Annotated in this window: 20 protein-coding genes; 12 read left to right on the top strand and 8 right to left on the bottom strand. The window is 67.5% G+C overall.

All coding sequences use genetic code 11. The features are described 5' to 3' along the window. Window positions 1–70: 70 nt before the first annotated feature. Window positions 71–1,204, top strand: a complete 1,134-nt coding sequence (locus ACWZHB_RS23420; protein WP_427903977.1) for an RDD family protein — start codon at window positions 71–73, stop codon at window positions 1,202–1,204. A gap of 134 nt (window positions 1,205–1,338) precedes the next feature. Continuing rightward, window positions 1,339–2,340 (top strand): LLM class F420-dependent oxidoreductase, encoded by a 1,002-nt coding sequence (locus ACWZHB_RS23425; RefSeq protein ID WP_427903978.1) that lies wholly within the window; start codon window positions 1,339–1,341, stop codon window positions 2,338–2,340. Window positions 2,341–2,349: 9 nt separating this feature from the next. Here ACWZHB_RS23425 and ACWZHB_RS23430 read toward each other — a convergent pair whose 3' ends face one another. Continuing rightward, complete coding sequence (locus ACWZHB_RS23430) at window positions 2,350–3,648, bottom strand: hypothetical protein (RefSeq protein ID WP_427903979.1); 1,299 nt, start codon at window positions 3,646–3,648, stop codon at window positions 2,350–2,352. Next, window positions 3,648–3,860: a hypothetical protein gene (locus tag ACWZHB_RS23435; RefSeq protein WP_266293049.1), complete on the bottom strand. Its 213-nt coding sequence runs from the start codon at window positions 3,858–3,860 to the stop codon at window positions 3,648–3,650. The genes ACWZHB_RS23430 and ACWZHB_RS23435 overlap by 1 nt, the downstream gene beginning before the upstream one ends. A 211-nt stretch (window positions 3,861–4,071) precedes the next feature. Between ACWZHB_RS23435 and ACWZHB_RS23440 the strand changes: the two genes are divergently transcribed. Next, entirely contained in the window at window positions 4,072–4,296 is a 225-nt protein-coding gene (locus ACWZHB_RS23440; protein ID WP_427903980.1) for a hypothetical protein, read from the top strand. A gap of 69 nt (window positions 4,297–4,365) precedes the next feature. Here ACWZHB_RS23440 and glyA read toward each other — a convergent pair whose 3' ends face one another. After that, window positions 4,366–5,661: a serine hydroxymethyltransferase gene (glyA, locus tag ACWZHB_RS23445; RefSeq protein ID WP_427903981.1), complete on the bottom strand. Its 1,296-nt coding sequence runs from the start codon at window positions 5,659–5,661 to the stop codon at window positions 4,366–4,368. A gap of 292 nt (window positions 5,662–5,953) precedes the next feature. Between glyA and ACWZHB_RS23450 the strand changes: the two genes are divergently transcribed. After that, window positions 5,954–6,076 carry a hypothetical protein gene (locus ACWZHB_RS23450; protein ID WP_427903982.1) on the top strand — a complete coding sequence of 41 codons (123 nt, stop codon included), beginning with the start codon at window positions 5,954–5,956 and terminating at the stop codon, window positions 6,074–6,076. Here ACWZHB_RS23450 and ACWZHB_RS23455 read toward each other — a convergent pair. Continuing rightward, window positions 6,066–7,277: a DUF885 domain-containing protein gene (locus ACWZHB_RS23455; RefSeq protein ID WP_427903983.1), complete on the bottom strand. Its 1,212-nt coding sequence runs from the start codon at window positions 7,275–7,277 to the stop codon at window positions 6,066–6,068. The genes ACWZHB_RS23450 and ACWZHB_RS23455 overlap by 11 nt on opposite strands. 199 nt (window positions 7,278–7,476) lie before the next feature. Between ACWZHB_RS23455 and coaA the strand changes: the two genes are divergently transcribed. Then, entirely contained in the window at window positions 7,477–8,409 is a 933-nt protein-coding gene (gene coaA, locus ACWZHB_RS23460) for a type I pantothenate kinase (RefSeq protein ID WP_266293057.1), read from the top strand. A 26-nt stretch (window positions 8,410–8,435) separates the two neighbouring features. Here the strand turns inward: coaA and ACWZHB_RS23465 are convergent, their stop codons facing one another. From ACWZHB_RS23465 to ACWZHB_RS23475, 3 genes are all read right to left on the bottom strand, one after another. Next, entirely contained in the window at window positions 8,436–9,542 is a 1,107-nt protein-coding gene (locus ACWZHB_RS23465; RefSeq protein ID WP_427903984.1) for a hypothetical protein, read from the bottom strand. 123 nt (window positions 9,543–9,665) lie between these two features. Further along, on the bottom strand, window positions 9,666–10,232 hold the full coding sequence (locus tag ACWZHB_RS23470; RefSeq protein ID WP_427903985.1) for a hypothetical protein: 567 nt from the start codon (window positions 10,230–10,232) through the stop codon (window positions 9,666–9,668). Window positions 10,233–10,261: 29 nt separating this feature from the next. Then, the gene (locus tag ACWZHB_RS23475) at window positions 10,262–11,041 is read right to left on the bottom strand and encodes an isoprenyl transferase (RefSeq protein ID WP_427903986.1); all 780 of its coding nucleotides are present in this window, start codon (window positions 11,039–11,041) and stop codon (window positions 10,262–10,264) included. A 235-nt stretch (window positions 11,042–11,276) separates the two neighbouring features. Between ACWZHB_RS23475 and trhA the strand changes: the two genes are divergently transcribed. Continuing rightward, on the top strand, window positions 11,277–11,942 hold the full coding sequence (gene trhA, locus ACWZHB_RS23480; protein ID WP_427903987.1) for a PAQR family membrane homeostasis protein TrhA: 666 nt from the start codon (window positions 11,277–11,279) through the stop codon (window positions 11,940–11,942). Between the two features lie 115 nt (window positions 11,943–12,057). After that, window positions 12,058–13,539 (top strand): adenylate/guanylate cyclase domain-containing protein, encoded by a 1,482-nt coding sequence (locus tag ACWZHB_RS23485; protein WP_427903988.1) that lies wholly within the window; start codon window positions 12,058–12,060, stop codon window positions 13,537–13,539. Window positions 13,540–13,557: 18 nt separating this feature from the next. Here the strand turns inward: ACWZHB_RS23485 and ACWZHB_RS23490 are convergent, their stop codons facing one another. Then, window positions 13,558–15,609 carry a thioredoxin domain-containing protein gene (locus ACWZHB_RS23490; protein ID WP_427903989.1) on the bottom strand — a complete coding sequence of 684 codons (2,052 nt, stop codon included), beginning with the start codon at window positions 15,607–15,609 and terminating at the stop codon, window positions 13,558–13,560. Between the two features lie 264 nt (window positions 15,610–15,873). Here ACWZHB_RS23490 and ACWZHB_RS23495 point away from each other — a divergent pair, with 264 nt between their 5' ends. Genes ACWZHB_RS23495 through ACWZHB_RS23515 form a run of 5 tightly spaced genes read left to right on the top strand, consistent with a single transcriptional unit; the run spans window position 15,874 to window position 23,657 of the window. Next, complete coding sequence (locus ACWZHB_RS23495; RefSeq protein WP_427903990.1) at window positions 15,874–17,052, top strand: MFS transporter; 1,179 nt, start codon at window positions 15,874–15,876, stop codon at window positions 17,050–17,052. Between the two features lie 5 nt (window positions 17,053–17,057). Continuing rightward, window positions 17,058–18,293 (top strand): aminotransferase class I/II-fold pyridoxal phosphate-dependent enzyme, encoded by a 1,236-nt coding sequence (locus tag ACWZHB_RS23500; RefSeq protein WP_427903991.1) that lies wholly within the window; start codon window positions 17,058–17,060, stop codon window positions 18,291–18,293. After that, a complete protein-coding gene (locus tag ACWZHB_RS23505) occupies window positions 18,290–19,855 on the top strand; it encodes an acyl-CoA carboxylase subunit beta (protein WP_427903992.1) in 1,566 nt (521 codons plus the stop codon). Before ACWZHB_RS23500 ends, ACWZHB_RS23505 begins: the two co-directional genes overlap by 4 nt. After that, window positions 19,852–22,020: an acetyl/propionyl/methylcrotonyl-CoA carboxylase subunit alpha gene (locus ACWZHB_RS23510; RefSeq protein WP_427903993.1), complete on the top strand. Its 2,169-nt coding sequence runs from the start codon at window positions 19,852–19,854 to the stop codon at window positions 22,018–22,020. The genes ACWZHB_RS23505 and ACWZHB_RS23510 overlap by 4 nt, the downstream gene beginning before the upstream one ends. Next, window positions 22,020–23,657: an ABC transporter substrate-binding protein gene (locus ACWZHB_RS23515; protein ID WP_427909275.1), complete on the top strand. Its 1,638-nt coding sequence runs from the start codon at window positions 22,020–22,022 to the stop codon at window positions 23,655–23,657. Before ACWZHB_RS23510 ends, ACWZHB_RS23515 begins: the two co-directional genes overlap by 1 nt. Window positions 23,658–23,722: the final 65 nt, after the last annotated feature.

The following is a 23,722-nucleotide window of genomic DNA, read 5'->3' on the forward strand; positions in this document are numbered from 1 at the left end:
GAGAACCCTGTGGACGCTGACGTGGACCACGTTGCGATCGCTGGCGGTTCTAGCCTGTGGGGTTGCCTGTGTGCCCGCCTGGTATCAGTCGGCCGGTCTGTCCGATTCGACTTACGCTGCGGCACAGAATGATTCCGGTGACGGTGCATCGGTATTCTTCTTCTTTGCCTTCTTTCCACTCACCATTGCCGGGATTGTCATGGTGCGCACGTCTATTCGTCGCTGGTGGGCGGCGCGGCATCGCTGGCAGGAATGGCGTATCGAAACTCATCGTCCACAAATCCAGGAATGGGTTCACCTGATCAATGATCAGGGAACCATTACCGCCACCTTCGTGTTACGGAAGTGGACGTCTCGCACTTTCGAGCGCGAAGATCAGATCGTCTGGTTCGCCGGCCACCCGAACAAGGCCGGCCTGATCGCGAAGCCCGGGGGCGCGCGGACCCGACTCGCCTACCGATCGCTCTTCTACGTAGCCCCTCCGTTCGGCAGTGCGATCACGCCGCGCACTGCGGAGCCAGCCATGCTGTCCAAGCCCCGGCCGAGCACGGCGCCAAGCGAATTCGCCCTCGAACAGAACGGCGATCACACAACCATGCGACCGCCGAGGGGACATCCGAAGGGTCCTCTGCACGGTGGACTCGACGACGACCGATTCCCCTCCCCACGCAAACTTCGGCGAACGCTCGCCTACCTGCTCGACATCGTCGCCCACGTGGCGATCGGCCTCGGGATGTATTTTGTCAGCTCGCCGGACACTCAATTCGCGGTGATGCACCAGGAATGGACTACGCTGCAAATCAATTGGGTCGCGGTGATCGGTTTCTCGCTGCTCGCCTCGTTCATCGACCGCGTGGTTCTCCAGGCGATGACACACACGACCATCGGAAAGGCCGTGTTCGGCCTGGTGATCATCGACCGCGACACCGGCCGCTATCCACGTTTTCGGTGGTTGCTTGCCTCCTGGCTGGTCAGCGGCCTCCTGGCGATTCAGCTTCCGTTCGCACTCATCGAACTCGGCGGCATCGGCCCGGAACGCCCCGAACGGTACATGCTCCCCGCGGTCCGCCGTCGCGATGTGCGGCCTGGCGAGAATCCGCCCACCGCCACAACCACGAACCCCTCGGGTCCCGAATCTGAGCAATCGAACGCCGCGAGGGTGCGACATGCCGTCGGGGATGGCATCATCGGCCCTTCGACATAACGCAACGACAGACACCGCGGGCCAGGCGTTCGTAGCCCGCCCCGTCGATGCGATAGCTGCATGCGCGCGCAATCTCGGCTGGTAATTCTCGACCTCTTGACTTGGAGTGCACTCCAAGCTCTAACGTCGATGACATGAGCATTCGACTCGGTTATCAGATGCCCAACTTCAGCAACACGTCCTCGGTGCGCGAGCTGTTTCCCGCGGTGATCGCGCAGGCCAGGGAGGCGGAGGGGGCGGGGTTCGATGCGGCTTTCGTGATGGATCACTTCTACCAGTTGCCGTTGATCGGTGAGCCCGAGGAGCCGATGCTCGAGGCTTACTCGGCGCTCTCGGGTCTGGCTACCGCGACCGAGCGAATTCAGTTGTCGGCCTTGGTCACCGGCAATACGTATCGGAACCCGGCGCTGCTCGCCAAGACTGTCACCACGCTCGATGTGGTGAGTGGTGGTCGAGCGGTGCTCGGGATCGGGGCGGGGTGGTTCGAGCTGGAGCACCAGCAGTACGGGTTCGAATTCGGCACGTTCACCGAACGATTCGAGCGGCTCGACGAGGCGTTGCAGATCATCACGCCGATGCTGCGCGGGCAGCGCTCCACCCTCGACGGCAAGTGGTACCACACCGAGAACGCGATGAACGAGCCTCGCATCCGCGACGACCTGCCGATTCTGCTCGGCGGTGGCGGCGAGAAGAAGACCTTCGGCATGGCAGCCCGCTTCGCCGATCACCTCAACATCATCTGCAACGCCTCCGAACTCCCCCGCAAACTCGATGCACTGCACCAGCGTTGCGCCGAAGCGGGTCGCGACCCCGCCACCCTCGAAACCAGCTTCCTCGCGCTGACCATCGTCGACGAAGACGGCGACCGCGCCCGGAAGACCCAGTCCGACATGCTGTCCCGTCTCGGCGTCGACCTGTCGACCATGACCGAAGCCGAACGCCGGGCCAGCGTCGCCGACCGGCAGTTCGTCGGCACCCCGGACGAGGTCGCCGAACAGATCCAAGCCCGTGTCCTCGACTACGGCATCGACGGCGTCATCGTCAACCTGATCGCCAACGGTCACGAACCCGGCGTCATCGACCAGGTCGGGCGCACCTTGCGCCCGCTCGTGCAGCGCCGGCCACACCGGCTCTGAGGCCTCAGCTCACCAGGACGCGAAGTGGTCTTCTCCTCGTTGGCGGATCTGCCTGCGGCGGCGGAAGAAGACTTCTTCGGCGGTGACGGTGGTGAGGGCGTCGGTGATGCGGCTCAGGCGCGTGTCGTAGCGGTTTTCGTGGATGTGGCGTTCGATGCCCGCTTGCGATTCGGGCGGCAGGTGCGACCAGATCGTGGCGACGCGGGACTGGGCGGCCGGTTCGGATTCGGCGAGGAGTTGCAGGAGGGCGGGCCAGTAGGTGGCGTCGGTGGCGTGCGCGGGGAGGGCGGCGACCGAGGTTTCGTCGAGTTCGGCGAGAGTGGCGGCGATGTGACGGCGGGCCGGTTCGCTCAGGCGAGCGGAGAGGGCGAACAGGCCGCGCCACGGGTCGGCTTCGTCCTTGCCGTCCAGCGAGCGCACCAGGGCGCCGAGCACGTCGGTGTCGGCGAATTGCGGGTTGGTCGAAAGTGCCCACAGGGCAACGGGATCGAGTCGGCCGATGACGGTGAGCAGAGCGGGCGACGCGTTGCGGTTGACGGCCGTGAGCAGGAATCGGCCCACCTCGTGCACGGTCCCGCGACCGAAGAAGATGTCACCGAGAGTGCCCGCGATGTCGGGGGCGACCTTGCAGAACAACGCGAGCATCGCGTGATGCAGGGCGGGCGGTCCGGCCAGGACCGTCTGGAGCATGCCCGGCACCCGCTGGCGCGGGCCCGCCAGCAATTGCCGGACGATCCGGCTCAGGGTGTGCGCCGGATAGGCGTAGGCGGCGGTGAAGACCAGGCCCGCGTCGTCGAGGACGGTCTGTTCCAATGCCGCGATCAGCGGTTCGTCCACCACCGAGAGGAATCGCGCCGCCGTCACGTAGTCGCGCCTGCGCAGTAGCTCGTTGATGATGCGGGTGATCGGCTCCGGCTTGCCGTATCGCATCAGCTGCTCGAAGACATTCGGGTCGAGGAACGGTGCGCCGTCGGCCGCGTAGACGGCATCGACCGCGCACAGCGCCTGCGCGCACTTCACGGGATGCTTGACCCCGACCGCCCCGAGAAATCTGGCCGCGAGCACGGGCGGCACCACCCGCTCGAACAGCGCGACCCCGAGCCCGACCGGAAAGATCGGCACGACCGGCGCGATCCGCCGGAACGTGTCGGCGTGTTCGGCGTGCAACGCGCGCAGAATCTGCTGCTGCATCGCCGAAAGGTGCACGGCACCGAGGCGAGCCAGTGGCGCGAGATGCTGCGGCGGCACCTGCAGCGTGCGCGCGAGCACCACGAGTTGTGTCTGAGCTTCCAGCTCGGTCTCGATCATCAGCTGCCGAAGATGATCTTGCGAGTAACCTTGCGCAACGGCCCCGGCATCGCGGTGAGCGCGGCATCGATGGCCCGGCGCAGCGCCCGCACCTCATTGGCCCGCGCGGCCCGGAACAGTTCGATCACCTCCTTGGCCTCGGCCTCGGACAGCAACTCGAACGCATGCACCTCCCCGCCGACCTCGCGCGCAAGCTCACGTCGATATCCCATACGGACTGACCATGCCGTATTTCAGTAGCCCCGTATACCATTCCCGCGAACTTTGTGTGTTCCGACAATCGCACTCCACGTCCCCTGTCGTCGCGCCACGCTGACCGGGACGGGACCGCCGCGCCCCGATGATCGGGGTCTTATCCGCCGCGTTCCGCGCTGTTAGCGTTCACACCGATGTGGTCGGGGACCGCCGTTCAGTGAGGATCAGATGAAACGCACCATCGCCGCCGTAGCTTTCACCGCCGCGGTACTCGCTCCTGCCCATTTCGCCACCGCGACAACAGCTTCCGCTGCTCTCAGCGTGGCGACCCCGATCGACGGCCCCGTCCTCGGGTCCACCGACGAAGGGTGCAACGCCGCGGGTTGCAGTTCGCCGTTGGCGGAGTTGCTGCTGATCACGCTGCCAGAACTGCTGTCCGGCAGCGGCTCCTAGCGAAATGGCGAATCGCCCTGGCTGACCGAGTTGCCGGTCGACCAGGGCGATTCGCGAGTCCGAACAGCCTCAGCCGAGCAGGCGCCAGTCCTCGAGACCCTGATAGAGCGGGACGCTCTGGGCCAGCCGGGACACCCGGCCGCGCAGGGTTTCGGTGTCCGAAGTGCCCGCGAGGGTAGCGGCGATGATGTCGGCAACCTCGGTGAATTCGGTGTCGCCGAAGCCGCGGGTGGCCAGGGCGGCGGTGCCGATGCGCAGGCCCGAGGTGACCATCGGGGGGCGCGGGTCGAACGGGACGGCGTTGCGGTTGACGGTGATGCCGACCTCGTGGAGGAGGTCTTCGCCCTGCTGGCCGTCGATCTCGGAATTGCGCAGGTCGACCAGGACCAGGTGCACGTCGGTGCCGCCGGTGAGGACCGAGATGCCCTTGTCCTTCACGTCGGCGCCGGTGAGACGCTCGGCGAGGATGCGCGAACCCGAGAGGGTGCGCACCTGACGGTCGGCGAACTCCTCGGTGGCGGCGATCTTGAACGCGGCGGCCTTGGCGGCGATCACGTGCATGAGCGGGCCGCCCTGCTGGCCGGGGAAGACCGCGGAGTTGAGCTTCTTGGCGAACTCCTGCTTGGCCAGGATCAGGCCGGAGCGGGGGCCGCCGAGGGTCTTGTGCACGGTGGAGGAGACGACGTCGGCGTAGGGCACGGGCGAGGGGTGCAGCCCGGCGGCGACCAGGCCGGCGAAGTGCGCCATGTCGACCCACAGGTAGGCACCGACCTCGTCGGCGATCTCGCGGAAGCGCGCGAAGTCCTGGTGGCGCGGGTAGGCCGACCAGCCCGCGACGATCACCTTCGGCTTGGCCTTCAGTGCGATGTCGCGCACCTCGTCCATGTCGATGCGGTGGTCTTCCTTCGACACACCATAGGAGTGCACGTCGTAGAGCTTGCCCGAGAAGTTCAGGCGCATGCCGTGGGTGAGGTGACCGCCGTGCGCGAGGTCGAGGCCGAGCAGGGTCTCGCCCGGGTTCATCAGCGCCATCAGCACCGCGGCGTTGGCCTGCGCGCCGGAATGCGGCTGCACATTGGCGAATTCGGCGCCGAACAGCTCCTTGGCACGGTCGCGAGCCAGTGTCTCCACCACGTCGACGGCCTCGCAGCCACCGTAGTAGCGGCGGCCCGGGTAACCCTCGGCGTACTTGTTCGTGAGGACGGAGCCCTGCGCCTGCAGGACCGCGCGCGGCACGAAGTTCTCCGAGGCGATCATCTCGAGGGTGTCGCGTTCGCGGGCGAGCTCGCCCGCCATCGCGGCGGCCAACTCGGGATCGAGCTCACCGAGAGACTGGGTATTCACCGAAGCGGTCGTCTGCGTCACGCCGTCGAGTCTATTGCCGACCGTGTACGCGCCGAGCACGGGGATACCGCAACACCGCCGAGGCCGCCACCGGAGAGACCAGGGTCACAGCGTGTCTGACCAGGTTCGATAGCCGTCGAACAGCCGGACTCGGCGTAACGACCCGTCCGGCGGTGACCGATGACACAGGTATGAACTTCGCACCCGTTGGCCCGTTCGAGGCGTTCCTGATGGCGATCCAGCAGCTGATCTGCACCATGTCCGGCGGCCAGAACTGCGTCATCTACACCTAGACCCGACCGAAGGACCTGCCATGAACGCACTGCCCGTGACCCCGGCCATCGCACCGTCCAACCCGATCGAGGCACTGCTGCTGCAGATCAACTACTTGCTCTGCTCGCTGTTCAACCCCGGCGGCTGCGTCGTCATCCAGTAACCACACTCATCCGCCGGATCGCCCCCGGCGTGAGCGGTTCGTCGAGCAGGCGCCCGAACCGCTCCACCCGATCCTGCGGGCCTGCCGCACCGTCGAGCCAGCCGCCGAGTAGCCGGTAACCCTCGACATAGGTGCTGATGTAGGCCCGCCACAGCGGCGAGGACAGAAAACGCAACGACTGCCGGGCCCGCTCCGGCGTCGCCAGAATCCACCGCTGCAGAAACAGCGCCACCTCGTCTTCGCTGCGATGCTGATCGTGCAGCAGCAGCGCCGCGTCCTGACGCACATTCAGCAGTTTCGCCGACGCGATCGAGAAGCGTTCGGCCCGCTCACCGTCGAAACGAAGCCCCAGATCGGCGTAGATCTCCTGCGCCCACACACCCCAGCCCGGTCCGACGATCGACTGCAGGGCCAGGTCGGCGAGGCCCTCGGCCATCAGGCACTGCGGGGTGTTGACCAGGAACAGCGTCTGCTCGTCCTCGCCCGCCGCGACCAGCCCGGCTTCCTTGCGGCAGTGCTCGGTGTGATGGCCGGGGTAGGCCTCGTGCGCGATCAGCGCGGGCAGGTTGCCCATGTGCTGTTTGAGGTCGGAGTTGATCGCGACCGTCGAGGCGAAATTGCCGAGGTAGTAGTTGAAGCCGGACCACGGCTTGTCGCCGACGACCTCGTAGGTGACGTGCTCGTGATCGGGCAGCGGGTACCGGTCGCGCACCCGCTCGCGCAGCGCACTCGAGAACGCTTCGACGCAGAGGGCGAGCTTGTCCGGCGGGATCTCGTCACCGCGGCGGAAGGCGGCGGCACGCTCGGCCAGCGGTCCGTCGCCGCCGAGCACCTCGTCCATCTGCCGGTGCGCTTCGCGGTAGTCGTCGGGGTCGCCGGGCGCGATGTCGACATCGAAGTAGGCGCGGACCTCGTCGACGAAACCGATCTCCTCGCCGGCGAACTTGCGCGCCGAGCACTCCATCGCCACCAGGTGGGCATCGAGGAATTCGGTGCGCTGAGCCGAGAGCCCGGCATCGGGCAGTGCGGCGCGCAGGTCGACAGCGCGCCGGGCCAGCTCGGCGGGCTCCGGCACGGGCGCGTTCTCGACATCGCGACGCAGCTGCGGATCGCCGGTGTAGGCGTCGACGAACCCTTCCTCGAGCCGATCGAAAGCCAGTCCGAGCCGCAGGTATTCAGTGACAAGTGGATGTGACCCCATCTTTGCGACATTACGGGGTCGATCAGAAAACCGCGCCTTACCTCGGCATTGTTGCTAGTTACCTACCGGTAGCCAAACCCCCTGTTGCGCGCGGTCGGCGAGCACGGAGCACAATCTCGCTATGCGGTCAGAGTTATCCCGGATCTCACCAGACGGGCAGCCAAGCTGTGCGGATGCGCCCGGACGGAGGGTCGGGTAGGTGGCACGGATGAGTGAACCGAGCCCCTATGTGGAGTTCGATCGAAGCCAGTGGCGCACCCTGCGCAAGTCGACTCCGCTGGTACTGACCGAGGACGAACTGACCGGCCTGCGCGGTCTCGGCGAGCAGATCGACCTCGAGGAGGTCGCCGAGGTCTACCTACCGCTGGCCAGGTTGATTCATCTGCAGGTCGCGGCGCGACAGCGATTGTTCGCCGCCACGGCCACCTTCCTCGGGGAGAAACATCCCGACAAGCAGGTGCCGTTCGTGATCGGTGTCGCGGGCAGTGTCGCGGTCGGCAAGTCGACCACCGCGCGCGTGCTACAGGCGCTGCTGGCGCGCTGGGATCACCATCCGCGGGTCGATCTCGTGACGACCGACGGATTCCTTTATCCCACCGCCGAACTCACCCGTCGCGGGATCATGCACCGGAAGGGTTTTCCCGAGAGTTACGACCGGCGCAAGCTGTTACGGTTCGTCACCGAGGTGAAGTCGGGCGCCGAAGAGGTGTGCGCGCCGGTGTATTCGCACAAGTCCTACGACATCGTGCCCGACGAGAAGCACTGTGTTCGTCAGCCCGACATTCTCATCGTCGAGGGACTGAATGTGCTGCAGACCGGTCCGCGACTGATGGTGTCGGACCTGTTCGACTTCTCCATCTATGTCGACGCCCGCATCGAGGATATCGAAAACTGGTATGTGCAGCGCTTTCTCGCGTTGCGCAAGACCGGCTTCGCCGACCCCGACGCGCACTTCCACCACTACGCGGCGTTCAGCGACGAGCAGGCCACCGCGGCCGCGCGCGATATCTGGCATTCCACGAACCGGCCCAACCTGGTGGAGAACATCCTGCCGACGCGTCCGCGCGCAACCCTGGTGCTGCGCAAGGACTCCGACCACACGATCAACAGGTTGCGGCTGCGCAAGCTCTGAGCTACTCGCGCGGCAGCGAATTCGCGTCAGCCGGCCGTCGGCGCACCCAGCGAGACGACCCGCTGCGCGAGTTCCGCACGGGCGTCGCCCTTCTGCACTACCAGCACCCCGTGCGGTGTGCCGCGCGCGTCGGTGGGCTCACCGGCGACCACCTGGATCGACTCCTGTTCCCGCGGGAGCATGTCGACCACCGGGTACTCCCCGATCGGCGCCCACCCCTGCGCGGCCGACTGCAGCCGGTCGACCATGCTCGGCGCGCCGGCGAGGTCGGCCCATTTGCGGGTGGCGATGGTGATCGAGCCGTCGGCGCTCCACCGCGGGTTGTAGACCGCCGAGCACTCGCCCGGCAGCGTCGGCAGCGAGCGGACACCGTTGGTGTTGGCGTCGATGGTCGCCACGTTGCCGCTGCCACAGGTCGCGCTGCGCGCGGTCGCCCCCGCCAGGACGAAGGTGTGCCCGTCGGGTCCGGCGGCGGCCGAGAGTCCGGCGTCGATGCCGGGAACGCGGCCGAGCGGCAGGATGGCGTCGGCGCCGATGGCGTAGAGGTGGCTTTTCTCCCACCACAGGCCGCGCGATTCGACCCTGGCCAGCAGCACGAATTCGTCGGTGGCCGCGACCAGCTTCGCGCCGTCCCACGCGCCACCCGTCAGCGGGCTCGGCGAATCCGGGAGGACGATCTCGCGTTCGGCCGCGGGCGGCTCGTCACCGGCCAGGTCCATGCTCATGATCTGCCCTGGTTCGCGCCACCAGGCGACCACCGAGCCACGCAACGACACCGCATCGGCGCAGTCACACGGAATGCGCGTCACCGAACGGTCCCGGACACCCAGCGCGACGAGGGTCTTGCTGCTGGTCTCCACGGCGAACGCGTACTGCCCGTCCCTGGTGAACGTGACCGGTGCCGACGAATAGCCGAAACTGCCCGGCGCACGGACGGTTTCGGTGCCACGCACCACCGCCAGCTCGGCATCGGTGCGGTAGGCGAACACGGAGCCCGTCGCGGCTTCTTCCTCCGCCGGTGTCAGTCGCGGCAGCGCGGGCTGATCGACTTCACCGCACCCCGCGACGGCCAGCACCGTACCGAGCACCGCGATCCGCGCACGCCACCCGCTCGCCTTCGTCGCAACTCTCACAGCTCACACCCCTGCCTGCCTGCAATTGTGTCGTCGGGCCGGTCCCGCGCAGAGCCTAACGGACGCAGTCGGCGCAGCCGCCCGAAAACGCGCGCGGCCGCCGGCGAAGGTGGGCGTACTCGGCTACAACTTCCAGGCCGCGTCGAGCCTGGTCGCCACGTCGATATTGCGGACCGCCGCGATCTCGGGCTTGCGGATCTCCAGCGCGACATACCGGGCGACGAACCGCCGGATCTCGTGGTCGACACTGGCCAGCACCCGCAGCAACTCCCCGCGCTTGGAGCTGCTGGCGACATTGACCCGCACATCGCCTGGACGTGGCTCGGCGATATCGATGACCACCCGCAACGGATCGGCGGTACGCGCGGTGAGGTGCAGATGCACCGTGCCGTCGACCCGGAAACGCGACCGGTCGACCGCCAGATCGAGGACCAGATCCACATGCAGCGGAATGGTCAGTTCGAACGAGATGAAGGCGTCGATGAAGCGCAGAATCCGCGGCTGCCCCAGCTCCACCTGCGCGGTGACCTTGGCAAGGCGACCCGGCCCCACCCCGATCGGGCCGAAATCGAAAGCAGCTCCGGTGAGTTGGCCGAACGCGTCGGCGATGCGCTGCTCGGAAACGGCGTATTCCAGGAAACGCCTGCCGAATTCCTCATAGCTGATGTAGGAAGGCTGTTCGGGTTCCACTGACCGCAGAGTACGCGACCGTTACGACATCACACGCCGAAACGACGGTGGCGCGCGGCGTAATCCCTTAGCGCACGCAGGAAGTCGACGCGCCGGAACTCCGGCCAGTAGGCCTCGGTGAACCAGATCTCCGAATAGGCGCTCTGCCACAGCAGGAAACCCGAAAGCCGCTGCTCACCAGAGGTTCTGATCACCAGATCCGGGTCGGGCTGGCCGGAGGTGTAGAGGTGCTTACCGATCGCGTCGACCGTAATCGACTGCACCAGATCCTCACCCGACTCGCCCGAGGCGATCTCCTGGCGCACCAGCGAGCGCACCGCGTCGGTGATCTCCTGGCGTCCGCCGTACCCCACCGCGACATTCACGTGCACGCCGTCGCGCCCGCTCGTGCGCTCGGCGGCCACCCGAAGACGCTTGGCGATCAGCTCGGGGAAACCCTCGAGCGACCCGACGATCCGCACGCTCCAGTTCTGCTCCGGCGCGGACAGTTCCTCGACGACATCGGTGATGACCTCGAACAGCGTCTCCAGCTCTTCGGGATCGCGGCGCAGGTTCTCGGTGGAGAGCAGATAGACGGTGACCATCTCGATGCCCTGATCCGAACACCAGCCGACGAGCTCGGCGATCTTCAGCGCGCCGACGCGATGACCGTGGCTCACATCGGTGAACCCGTTCTCGCGCGCCCAGCGGCGATTGCCGTCGCACATGACGGCGACGTGGCGAGGGTGCTGCTTGTCCGCCAGCTGCTGCGACAGCCTGGCTTCGTAGATGCGGTACGGCAATCCACGCACCCGACCAAGAAACTCCACGCTCGCACACTACTCCCCCGCCTCTCCGCGTATTTTTGGCCAGACTCAGGCGCGGGGCGGGTTGGCGACGCGGCAAGCTTTCGCGGCGGGGTGGGTTAGCCCGTGCCCGGTGAGTTACCCATGTTCGTGCGAGATCAGTGGGTGTGGTTGTGGGCACGTTTGTGGTGTTGAGGTGGGGATTGCCGTACGGTTTGAGCTAACTTACGGTACCGTAGGTTTCGTCTTGGGAGGTTTCGTGGAGACGGTTCTGACTGAGGTCGCCGCGGTGATCAAGCCGCGCTTTCGCGGCTGGATTCATACCTGGGCGGTAGGGGTTGCCGCTGTCGCGGTGACCGTGCTCGTGGTGTTCGGGTTTCTCACGTCGTTGACCGCGGGGTGGTCGACGCTGCTCTATGGGGTCTCGGTGTGTGCACTGTTCGGGGTGAGCGCGGTGTATCACCGGGTTACCTGGGCGAGTGTGCGGACTCGGGTACGGATGAAGCGGGCCGATCATTCGATGATCTTTCTGTTCATCGCGGGCAGTTACACGCCGTTCGCGCTGCTCGGGTTGCCTGGGCGGACCGGGCAGGTCTTGCTGATCGTGGTGTGGGCGGGGGCCATTGCCGGGGTCGCGTTGAAGTTGTTGTGGCCCACCGCGCCCGCGTGGGTGGGGGTGCCGCTGTATCTGTTGCTGGGGTGGGCGATCGTGCCCGTGATTCCCGAGCTGTTGCGCAATGTGGGCGTCGCGCCGCTGGTGCTCCTCGCGGTGGGCGGGGTGATCTACAGCGTGGGGGCCGTGCTGTACGCCACCAAGTGGCCGAACCCCTGGCCAGACTTCGGGCATCACGAGTTCTTCCACGCCATGACGGTCGTGGCTGCGCTGTGTCACTACATCGCGATCTGGCTGGTCGTGCTCGGCTGAACGGCGCGTGCGCGCGGCGTGGACCCGCGCGCCTTCTATGCTCGACAGTTGTGTCACCCGTCAGCGCAGCTCGTGATGCCCGGGCGTCCTCGGGCGCCGGGTTCGGACGTGCGTGGTGAACCGGCTGGTCCGGTGGGCGCTGCAGTCCTATTGGGGACTCGCGCTGGTGGTCATCACCGCCAATATGGTCGGCGTCGCGGCCGTCTTCCTGATCAGCTGGGCGGGCGGGGTGTCGAGGCGAGTCGGCGCCGATTGGCATGAAGCAGCGCCGCTGATCCTGATCTATCCGGCTTTCGCCTTGCTCGTCGGCGTCGGAATCGCGCTCTACGATCGGCGCCGGTATATGCGCTGGCTCGACGAGAACCGCAAACCGACGCCGGAGGAAGCCCGGGTCCTGATCCGGCTGCCCGCCGCGATCACCGTGCGCGGGATCATCCTGTGGACACCGGGCGTCATCCTGACCGCGTTCCTCGTCGACCGCTTCACCGAATATCACAACCTCACCGTGCTGCTGGCCGGATTCACCCTCGGCGGACTGGAGGCCGCCGGCGCGATCTATCTGATCCTGGACCGGCTGATCCGGCCTGCCGTGCCTATCATCGCCGCCGTGCTCGGGCCTATCGTGCACCCCAGCTCGACCGTGCTGGTGCGTCTACTCGTGACCTGGGCGGTATCCGGAGCACTGCCGGGGCTGATCATCATCGTGGTCCTCAGCGACCGAACCACGCCGGCCTCCGACCGGGTGCGCGCGGCCTGGCTGTTCTCGATCGTCGCGCTCGCTGTCGGCGCTCTCGCCACCGCGCTGCTCGCTCGCTCGGTGGCCACGCCGATGCGCACGATGTACCGGGCGCTGGACCGGATCACCCGCGGTGAACTCGATGTGCGGGTGCCGGTCGGCAGCGCGAGCGAGATCGGGCGGCTCGAACACTCCGTCAACGAACTCGCCGCCACCCTGCGCGACCAGCTGCACACCGAGGACGTCTTCGGCAGGCACGTCGGCTCCACGGTCGCCGAGCGCGCACTGTCGGGCAGCACCGACCTCACCGGCGATGTGCGCATGGTCTCCGCTCTGTTCGTCGATGTCACCGGCTCGGTGCAGCTCTCGGCGGAGATGGCGCCGGAGGACTTCGTGCACAAGCTCAACCGCCTGCTCGCCACGGTCGTCGCGGCCACCGAGGACAACGGCGGCCTGGTGAACAAATTCGCGGGCGACGCCGCCCTGTGCATCTTCGGCGCCCCATCGGCCCTGCAGGACAACGCCACCCCGGCCCTGCGCGCCGCCCGCCGTATCCGCGACGAGGTGGTGGCCACCGGCGAACTCGATGTCGGCATCGGTGTGGCTCGTGGCCAGGTCTTCGCCGGCGACGTCGGCGCCGACACCCGCCTCGAGTTCACGGTCATCGGCGACGCGGTGAACGAAGCCGCCCGGCTCACCGCGGTAGCGAAGGAAGCCCCGCGGCGGGTGCTGGTGAGCGATGCGATCTGGCAGGCCGCTACCCCGGCCGAGCGAGCCAAGTGGAAGCGCTACAAGGACTTACGGCTGCGCGGCATCCCCGGCCGAACCCGAACCTGGACAGACATCTCGCCGGGCAAGTGAGGCGAACGCCGGGGCTACCTACCGCCTGAGCGAGGCCGTCAGGGCGACGGGATCGGTGACCGGGAGATCGCAGACCGATCCTCGGCAGACGTAGGCCGCGGGAGCTCCGTCGACGAGGGGGCGATCGGCGAGGAGGGGGGCGGTGTTCGGCGGCGCCGCGAGGATGATCGAGCCGCCAGGGGCGTAGGCGCGGGCGGCAGCGAGGAGTTCCATTGCGGTGGAGGACTTTTCGGTGGCGGCGATCGCGACCTGGTAGGGGCCACGGACCGAGGCTTCGGCGACGGAGAGCCAGTTGCCCGCGGTGCGGGGCGCGCGAGCCAGCAGGATCGCGCCGCGGGTGAGGGTGTGGTCGGCGAGTTCGCGGTAGCGGACGGCACGGTCGGGGTCGGCGACTGCCGAGGCGGTGAGGAGGGCCTCGGCCAGGGCGGAGGCGCCGGCCGGGGTGGCGCCGTCGACGGGGTCGCGCGGGCGGGCGACCAGAGTTTCGGCGTCGTCGGCGGTGTCGAACCAGCTGCCGGCCCGGTCGGGGTCGGCGAAGTGGTCGATCGTGTTGTCCAGCAACAACTGCGCGGCGGCGAGCCAGTCCGGTTCGCCGGTGGCCTGGTAGAGGGCGAGCAGGCCGGTGACGAACCAGGCGTAGTCCTCGAGGACGCCGGGCGGGGACCCCGCGACACCGTCGAGGGAGGCGCGCCGCAGCCTGCCGTCGACCAGATGGACGTCGAGCAGATAGCGGGCGCAGCGCACCGCGGCGGCGATCCACGACGGTTCTTCCAGTGCCGCACCGGATTCCGCGAGCGCGGTGATGGCCATGCCGTTCCAGGCGGTGACCACCTTGTCGTCACGGGCGGGCTGTGGGCGTTTCGTGCGGGCCTCGAACAGCTGGGCACGCAGTCGATCGAAGCGCGACGACTGCTCGACGTCGACGGGGTCGCTGTGCCGGGTGAGCACCGAGGTGCCCTGTTCGAAATTGCCCGCGGTGGTGACGCCGAAAGCATCGGCGGCCCACATGCCATCGAGCGGGCCGAGTTCGCCGATCAGCTCGGCGGGCGTCCATACGTAGGTAGCGCCCTCGACACCGGGACCGCCCGGTTCGAGGTGGGTGTCGGCATCGAGTGCCGAGGCGAAACCACCCTCGGCTGTCCCGAGATCACCGAGCAGGAATTCGACCGTCTCGCGAGTCACCCTGTGCGGCAACGACTCCAGCGGAGTCTCCGGAGCCCGGCGGGCCAGGTGGGCGTAGGCGCGCAGCAGCACGGCATTGTCGTAGAGCATCTTCTCGAAGTGCGGTACGAGCCACCCCGCGTCGACCGAGTAGCGCGCGAAACCACCGCGCAACTGGTCATAGATCCCACCCCGCGCCATCGCCTCGGCCGTGCGCTCGACCAGGTCGAACACCGCCTGGTCGCCGGTGCGCTCCCAGTGCCGCAGCAGTCCCTCCAGCAGCGCGGACGGCGGAAACTTCGGCGCCCCACCGAATCCGCCGTGCGTGGCGTCTTCATCAGCGGCGATCGCCAGCACAGCCTGGTCGAGAAGCTCAGGGACAACAGTGAATTCGGCGTCGGGCAGCCCCGAGGCCTGCTCCTGCAGTGCCTCGGTCACCTGACGCGCGGCCTTGTCCACGTCGTCGCGTCGGTTGACCCAGGTCTCGGTCACCGCGCTGAGCAGCTGCGTGAACGACGGCATGCCGGACCGCGGGGCCTTCGGGTAGTAGGTGCCGCAGTAGAACGGCGCACCGTCGGGCGTGAGGAAGCACGTCATCGGCCAACCACCCTGCCCGGTCATGGCCACGGTGGCGTTCATGTACACCGCGTCCAGATCTGGACGCTCCTCCCGATCGACCTTCACGCACACGAAGTCGGCGTTCATCTGCGCGGCGGTCGCGAGGTCCTCGAAGGACTCGTGGGCCATCACATGGCACCAGTGGCAACTCGCGTACCCGATCGACAGCAGGATCGGCACATTCCGCTCGGCGGCCTCGGCTAGCGCGTCGGCATCCCACTCCCGCCAGTGGACGGGGTTGTCGGCGTGTTGACGCAGATAGGGCGAGGTCGCACCGGCCAATCGGTTCACAGTTCCACCCTGCCACACCTGCCGCGCGCAGACCCGCGGCCCCGGTGTGTGACGCCCGTTGCGTTCGATCCGACGCCAGTGCCAATTCCTCGGCCCCCGGCGCGCGGCGCCGCCGGTTCGCCGCGAATCCATGCTCGAACACCGTCTTTGCGGCTGAAATCACCACGATCACAACGGTGTTCGGCCGCTTCCCCGGTCCGTATATCTAAGTAGCCGGATCAAGCGTCCGCGCGATTCGCTCGGCCATAGGGGAGTGCATTGTTTGTGCAAGCGGAAACCGGCGAGACTCCGGCTTCCGCGGCAACACGCCGAGCAGTTGTCGCAACGGCATGTGTCGCGGTCGCGGTCGCGCAAATGGCGACCACCATCTATCTGCCGAGCATGCCCGCGCTCGGTCCCGATATCGGTGCCAGTGACAGCGTTCTGCAGTTGTCGGTGGCCGTGTTCGTGGTGTTCGCCGCGCTTCCGGTGGTCGCGTGGGGCAGGGCGGCGCAGCGGTTCGGGCGGGTGCCCGCCTTCGTCGCGGCCGGGCTGTTGTTCGTCCTGGCCAGCGCGGGCTTGGCGCTGATCACCAACGCGCCGGAACTGCTCGGCTTGCGCGTCGTCCAGGCCATCGGTGCGGGCGGTATCGCGGTCGTCGGCCGGATGATGATCAAGGACCTGTTCACCGGCGCGGAGCTCGCGCGCCAACTCGCGCTGTTGTCGATGGCGTTCGTCGTCGCGCTCGGCGGCGGTCAGGTGATCGGCGGCATCGTCACCTCGACGGTCGGGTGGCGGTACGGATTCGTCGTGCTCGCGGTGCTCGCCGCGGTGCCGGTGGCCTTCGCCCTGCGCATCGCGCTCCCCCGGCGCGAATCCGGTCCGAAGGACAAAGGCACAGCCAGGCGCCTTTTCACCGACCGGGTCTTCGTCGTCAGCGCGGTCGCGGGCGGTATCGGATTCGCCGTCATCGTGATGATCCAGCAGAAGTCCGCGTTCATCTTCACCGACCGATTCGCGCTCTCGCCCTGGGTGTTCGGGCTGTTCGGCGTCCTCTACGGTGCGGCCTATCTCGGCGGCGCGACCTACGTGCGCCGGCGCGTGCGGCAGGTGGGCGCGCGCGCCATGATGCGCCAGGGCGCCTGGATCATGTTCGCGGGCTGCGCGCTCATCACCGTCGTGTGGGCCGCCGAGCTGCCACGGGCGATCGCGTTGCCGGTCTTCCTCGCCGGGTATGTCACGACGACCTTCGGCCAGGCGACGCTGTTCCCCAACAGCGCCGCGCACGCCGTCAGTCACCTGGCCACCGGGGCCGCCATCGCCGTCTCGTGGTGCGCACTCGTCCAGCAGGGCCTCGCGGGCATCGCCTCGCTGGCAGGCCCCACCTTATCCGGGCTTCTGGCCTGGTCCATCGCCATCACTGTGCTCGCCGCTGTAAACGTGCTCGTCGTTGCAAAGGAATGAACGAAATGGCCCGACACCAATTCGCCAATATCCGCAGACAGTTACAACTGAGCAATACATTTTGGAATGACAGCACCGCCCACGGCCTGGTCGACATCATCGCCGATGATATGCGCGAGGGAATAGTCAACTCGCGCGACGGCCGGACGATCGTCAACTTCTCGTCCTATTCCTACCTGGGCCTCGACAGCGATCCGCGAATCATCGAGGGCGCTCATCGCGGACTCGACGAAACCGCGACAATCAATTCCTCCATCTCCCGAATGCGCATCCGGCTCGGTCTGTTGGAAGCGGCCGAGCACCGCCTGACCCGGACCTTCGACGCCCAAGCGGTGACGGTGTCGTCGTGCGCGGCCGCCGCCTGGGCGACATTGCCGCTGCTGGCCTCCGGTGAGCTCACCGACGGGCACCCGCCGCTGGTGGTCTTCGACAAGAACGCGCACTTCTGCCTGAACGCGATGAAGCCGCTGGTCGCGGACGAGACCGAACTGGTGACGATCGAGCACAACGACATCGCCGCCTTGGAAGAGCTGTGCCGCAAGCATTCCCACGTGGCCTATGTCGCCGACGGGGTCTACAGCACAGGTGGCGGCGCACCGCTCGCCGAGCTGCACCGGCTCCAGGACCGATACGGCTTGTTCCTGTATTTCGATGAGGCACACGGTATTTCGACGCTGGGTAGCGGTGGCCGCGGATTCGTCCTCGGCGCCTACGGCGGCTGGCGCGAGCGGACGCTCGTGATCGCCTCGCTCAACAAGGGTTTCGGCGCCAGTGGTGGCGTGATCTTCTTCGGCGCGGCGGGCGATGCCTCCCGGCTACCCACCCTGCTGCGCACGAGTGGCCCGCTGATGTGGTCGCAGCGCGTCAACACGGCCGGACTCGGCGCGATCATCGCCTCGTGCGAGCTGCACGACGACGGCACCGTCGATCGACTGCAGGTCGCGCTCCAGGAGCGGATCCGCCTGTTCGACTCCCTGGTCGACACCGACCTCGCCGGTGACGGACTGCCGATCCGGTTCGTGAGCATCGGCCAGGAGGACGTCACGGTCGCCGTAGCACGCGACATGCTCGACGCCGGGTTCTACACCTCGCCGGTGTTCTTCCCGATCATCCGCCGCGGCAGCGCGGGCCTGCGGCTGATGCTGCGGGCCGACCTCGAGCCCGACACGATCCGTCGCTTCGCCGACACCCTGAGCGCCCGCCTCGCCGCGCATCAGGACCGGGAGGAACAGCCGGCATGACCGCAGTCATCGAGAACACCATCGGGTTCGAAGCCCAGCGCAGCCTGCTGCGCGATCACACCGCCGGGATCGTGGCGCCGCGCCGGCGCCACGGGGACACGAAACTGCCTGTGCGCGAACGGGTCAACCGCATCCTGGACCCGGGCACGCCGTTCCTGGAGATCGGCAGGCTCGCCGCGCACGAGGTCTACGACACCGACCTGCCCGCCGCCGCGCTGATCGTCGGCATCGGCACCATCCACGGCAGGCCCTGCATGGTGTTCGCCAACGATCCGCACGTCAAGGGCGGAACCTTCTATCCGCTCACGATCAAGAAGCACCTGCGCGGGCAGAAGCTGGCCAGGGAGTACCGCTTACCGTGCGTGTACCTGGCGGACTCGGGCGGCATCTACCTGCCGTTGCAGGAGGAGATCTTCCCCGACGAGGAACACCTCGGAAAGATGTTCCGCAACATCGCGGAGATGTCGGCGCTGGGTCTGCCGCAGATCTCGGCGGTGCTCGGCATCTGCACGGCGGGTGGCGCCTACATCCCCGCGATGAGCGACGAGACGGTGATGGTGCGCGATCTCAGCACCGTGTTCCTCGGCGGGCCGCAGCTGGTGGAAGCCGCCACGGGCGTGGTGGTCGACGCGCAAACACTCGGCGGCGCCGAGCTGCACGTGCGCGAAACCGCGGTGGCCGACCATCTCGCGGCGAACGAGCTGGAAGCGCTGGCGATCGTGCGCGACATCGTGTCACGCACGCCCGGTGACCGCGTGCGTCCTCCCGCGTTCGCGGCGCTCGAGCCCGCCGACGATCCGGCGCGGCTGCCGGATCTGATTCCGGCGACCACCAAGAAGGAGATGGACGTCCGCGCGATCCTGCGCTGCGTGGTCGATGCCACCTCGTGGGTCGAGTATCGCAAGGACTACGGCATCACGATCGTGTGCGCGACCGCGCGGATCGCGGGTTACGAGGTCGGGATCATCGCGAATCAGGGCGTGATCTTCCCCGACAGCGCGCTCAAAGCCACCAACTTCATCCAGATCTGCGAGCAGCGGCGCATTCCACTGTTGTTCGTGCACAACGTGAGTGGGTTCATGGTCGGCGAGGAGTACGAGCGGGCCGGGATCGCCAAACACGGCGCGAAGATGGTGAACGCGGTCTCGTGCGCCACCGTGCCGAAGATCTCCCTTGTCATCGGCGGGAGTTTCGGCGCCGCCAACTTCGCGATGTCGGGGCGGTCGATGGGCGGCCAGTTCATGGCGATGTGGCCGAACGCCCGCTCCACCGGTGTCGGTGGCGAGCAGGCCGCGGCGGTGATGGCGATCCTCAAGCGTGACCGGTTGCGCCGAGAAGGCAAGGAGCTCAGCGCTGCTGAGGAAGCGGCCATCAAGCAACCGATCATCGACAGTTTCGAGCGGCAATCGCTGCCGACCTATATCGCGGCGCGGATGTGGATCGACGCCGTGGTCGAACCGGAGGACACCCGGTCGTGGTTGGCGCGGTGCTTGTCGCTGGCGCACGAGCGGTGGGATCGGCCGCAACCCGCCGGTTCGAATTTCGGGGTGTTCCGGCTGTGATCTCACGCTTGCTCATCGCGAACCGGGGCGAGATCGCGGCCCGGATCGCCCGCACCTGCGATCGGCTCGGCATCGAGTACGTGACGGTGAGCGTCGACGAGGACCGCGCGCTCACCTACCACGCGGCCGCGGTGGCGACGGTGAACCTCGTCGACCCCGCACACGACAACGCCGTGGCCACTGGCCATCCGGGCCCGGTGAACACCGGCACCGCACCCACTGACACAGCACGCGGTGCGCACCGATCGCGACCCCCCGGTTACCTGGACGCGGTCGCGCTGGTGCGTGCCGCCGTCGAAACCGGGTGCGACGCCGTGCATCCCGGGTACGGATTCCTCTCCGAGAACGCCGATTTCGCGCGTGCGGTGCGTGCCGCCGGGCTGGTGTTCGTCGGCCCGAGCTCGCGGGTGATCGAGACCATGGCCGACAAGTCCTCCGCGCGTCAGGTGATGGCCGAGGCGGGAGTGCCAGTGCTACCGGGCACGGCGCGGGCGAGCGAGGATCTCGATGCGCTGGTCGGTGTGGCCGCCGATATCGGGTATCCGCTGATCGTCAAGCCCGCCGGCGGCGGTGGCGGCAAGGGCATGTCGGTGGTGCGCTCGGCCGCCGGGCTGCGCGAGGCCCTGGCGTCGGCTTCCCGCACCGCGACAGCGGCTTTCGCTGATGGGCGACTGCATCTGGAGCGGTATGCCGAGCGCGCGCGGCACATCGAGGTTCAGGTGTTCGGCGACGAATTCGGCCACGCGGTACACCTTTTCGATCGGGACTGCTCGCTGCAGCGGCGGCATCAGAAGGTGATCGAGGAAGCGCCTGCCCCACGGATTCCCGATGCGGTGCGCGCGGCGATGTTCGACGCCGCGGTGCAGGGCACGAAGGCTTTGCAGTACGTGGGCGCGGGCACCTTCGAGTTCCTGCTGGTGGGTGCCGAGTTCTTCTTCATCGAGATGAACACGCGGTTGCAGGTGGAGCACACCGTCACCGAGGAGATCACCGGCGTAGATCTGGTGGAGTGGCAGTTGCGGGTCGCTTCGGGCGAACCACTGCCCGCCGACCAGGCCGAGATCGCGTACACGGGCGCTTCGGTACAGGTGCGGATGTATGCCGAGGATCCGTTCCGGTCGTTCCTGCCGTGCCCGGGCGAGCTCGAGGTGACCCACTGGCCGGAGGTTCGCGTCGAACGCGCCTTCGACCGCCGTCTCGATGTCACCGGCGGGTTCGATCCGATGATCGCCAAACTCGTCGCCACCGGCGCCACCCGAGAGGACGCGCTCGCTGCGGCGCGGCGGGCATGCGAAGACCTTCGCTGGCAAGGCATTTCGACCAACCTCGGTTATGTGGCGCGTGTCCTGGCCGCTCCGATCGTCGCGGCGGCCCAGCACGACACGGCCTATCTGGACCGGATCGATCCGGTCGTCGAGTTCGCCGATCCCGACGAGCTGAGTGCCCTCGCGGTAGCCGCCGCGCTCACCGCACCCGACCGGACGACGCCATGGTCTACCGGCGCTCCCGGTGGCGATCGGGCCTGGCTCGATCCCGCTGATCGCGATCTCGGCAGCCTGGACCTGTCGGTCGACGGACGCGCGTTCACGGTGTGGGTCAGCGGCTATGACGGCGACGCGGTGCTGGTCCGCGCAGACGCCACCGACCCAGCCTCCATCCCGACCAGCCCGGAAGTGGCTGCTCCGCAATCCATCGCGCGGCCGGGTATCGGCCCGCGACCAACCACCGGTGCGCAAGTAGGCGCCCAGCAGACCATCACCGGACCCGCGCATATCGAGGTGGGGGTCGCAGCCCTGCGAACCGTCGGCGACACGATCACGGTCGGCTCCATCCCGTGTGTCCTACGACGCGTAGGCGAGGGCTGGATCTGCCAGGTAGCCGGGGTTTCCCGGCAGGTGCGCTACGCCGAATACCGCTCGCTCGGCACCACCGCGACGGATCCCGAGATCCGCTCGCCCATGCCGGGCACTCTCGTGCAGCTCCACGTCGAATCGGGCAACCCGGTCGAGAAAGGACAGCTGCTCGGCGTGGTCGAGGCCATGAAGCTCGAACACGAACTCACCGCCACCCATGCGGGGATCGTCACCGTGACCGCGGCCGAAGGCGCCGTCGTCACCACCGCTCAATCACTGTTTCTCATCGAAGAGAGGGGCGCCGCGCTGTGATGCGACATCGGCGACTACTTGCCACAGCTCTGGTATCGGCGGTGGCCGTGCTGGCGACCGCGTGTGGTGGAACGGACACCGCGGCACGCGAATCGGCGCAACCGGTCAGCGGCGGCTCGGTGACGTGGGGAGTGGAGACCGAGCCGACCACGCTGAATCCGCACCTCAACGGGCAGAGCAACACGCACCTGATGTTGCGCAACATCTTCGAGTCGCTGCTGGCGCGCACCACCGAGGGCGGTTTCGTCCCGTGGCTGGCCACCGGCCACGAGATCTCGCCCGACGGGCTCACCTACACCTTCCCGCTGCGCGAGGGCGTGAAGTTCACCGACGGCAACCCGCTCACCGCGACCGCCGTGGCCCGCAACTTCACCACGATGCAGGATGTGTCCTATTCCGGCGGCTGGTCCGCAGGCCCGCTCTCACACCTGGCCGCGGTGACCGCCCGCGACGAGCGCACCGTGGTGTTCACCCTGAAGGACCCGTACGCGCCGTTCCTCGACTTCGCCGCCGGATTCCCCATCATCTCCCCGGCCGCGTGGGACAAGCCGCAGCTCAAGGCCGGTGGGCCGGAGATCGCGGGTACCGGTCCGTTCGTCCTCGACCGCTACGTGAAGGGTCAGGAACTGCACTTCCGCAAGAACCCCGACTACAACTGGGCGCCGCAGAGCGCGAAGCATCAGGGTCCGGCCTACCTCGACGAGGTCACCTACCGTTTCCTGCCCGAGTCGTCGGTACGCACCGGGGCGCTCACCTCCGGTCAGGTCGACCTCATCGAGGGCGTCTCGGGTAACGACGCCGACCTGTTCCGGGACAACCCCGACTTCACCTATTCGACCGGGCTGAACAACGGCAGCCCGTACACGCTGTATTGGAACTCGACCTTCGGCCCGGCCACCGATGCGCGAGTCCGCAAGGCGCTCAACAACTCCGTCGATGTCAACGCGGTGCTGCAGTCGATCTATCGCGGCGAGCGCACCCGCGGCTGGGGTATCGCCTCCAGCGTCGACACGCTGTTCTACGACAAGAGCATCGAAGGTACCTACGGTGCCGACAAGTCCGCCGCGAACCGGCTGCTCGACGAAGCCGGTTGGACAGCAAAGGATTCCGACGGCTTCCGGACCAAGGACGGCCAGCGGCTGACCATCGAACTGGTGCAGGCCCAGTCGACGGTCCGCGACCAGCGTGAGGTGCTGTTGCAGGCGGTGCAGGCGCAGGCCAAGCAGAACGCGGGCATCGATCTGAAGCTGTCCTACGTCGACCTGGGCACCTACGGCGAGCTCCGCAAGAAGAACGCTTTCGGGTCGATCGCGAACTCCGACACCATCACCGGCGGCATCGACATCGAGAACCACTGGTACCCGCCGACGCCGCTGGGCACGCTGAACTACAGCCGCGCCACCGATCCCGAACTGTCCAGCTGGCTGCGGGCCGCCGCCTCGACCACCGACACCACCGAGCGGGCGAAGCAGTACGCGCAGTTGCAGCGGTTCGCGCTCGTCGACAAGGCCTACGGGCTGCCGCTCTACATCCCCGAGAACCAGATCGCGACGGGCGCCCACGTGTACGGCGCGGGATACCGGCCGTACAAGCAGCTTCCGGAGAACGCGTACGACATCTGGGTCGATCGTGGATAGCGGGACCCGCGGCGGGCGCGGGGGTCGGCCCGCTGTGCGCGGCGGCGCGTGTAGGTCGCGTCGGC

This window comes from Nocardia sp. FBN12 (genome assembly GCF_054031145.1).

What these genes read in the sequence shown, in the direction of transcription:
- ACWZHB_RS23425 (WP_427903978.1), top strand. Translation starts at nt 1,339, where the DNA reads ATGAGCATTCGACTCGGTTATCAGATGCCCAACTTCAGCAACACGTCC.
- ACWZHB_RS23430 (WP_427903979.1), bottom strand. Translation starts at nt 3,648, where the DNA reads ATGATCGAGACCGAGCTGGAAGCTCAGACACAACTCGTGGTGCTCGCG.
- ACWZHB_RS23435 (WP_266293049.1), bottom strand. Translation starts at nt 3,860, where the DNA reads ATGGGATATCGACGTGAGCTTGCGCGCGAGGTCGGCGGGGAGGTGCAT.
- ACWZHB_RS23440 (WP_427903980.1), top strand. Translation starts at nt 4,072, where the DNA reads ATGAAACGCACCATCGCCGCCGTAGCTTTCACCGCCGCGGTACTCGCT.
- ACWZHB_RS23450 (WP_427903982.1), top strand. Translation starts at nt 5,954, where the DNA reads ATGAACGCACTGCCCGTGACCCCGGCCATCGCACCGTCCAACCCGATC.
- ACWZHB_RS23455 (WP_427903983.1), bottom strand. Translation starts at nt 7,277, where the DNA reads ATGGGGTCACATCCACTTGTCACTGAATACCTGCGGCTCGGACTGGCT.
- ACWZHB_RS23500 (WP_427903991.1), top strand. Translation starts at nt 17,058, where the DNA reads ATGGCCCGACACCAATTCGCCAATATCCGCAGACAGTTACAACTGAGC.
- ACWZHB_RS23505 (WP_427903992.1), top strand. Translation starts at nt 18,290, where the DNA reads ATGACCGCAGTCATCGAGAACACCATCGGGTTCGAAGCCCAGCGCAGC.
- ACWZHB_RS23515 (WP_427909275.1), top strand. Translation starts at nt 22,020, where the DNA reads ATGCGACATCGGCGACTACTTGCCACAGCTCTGGTATCGGCGGTGGCC.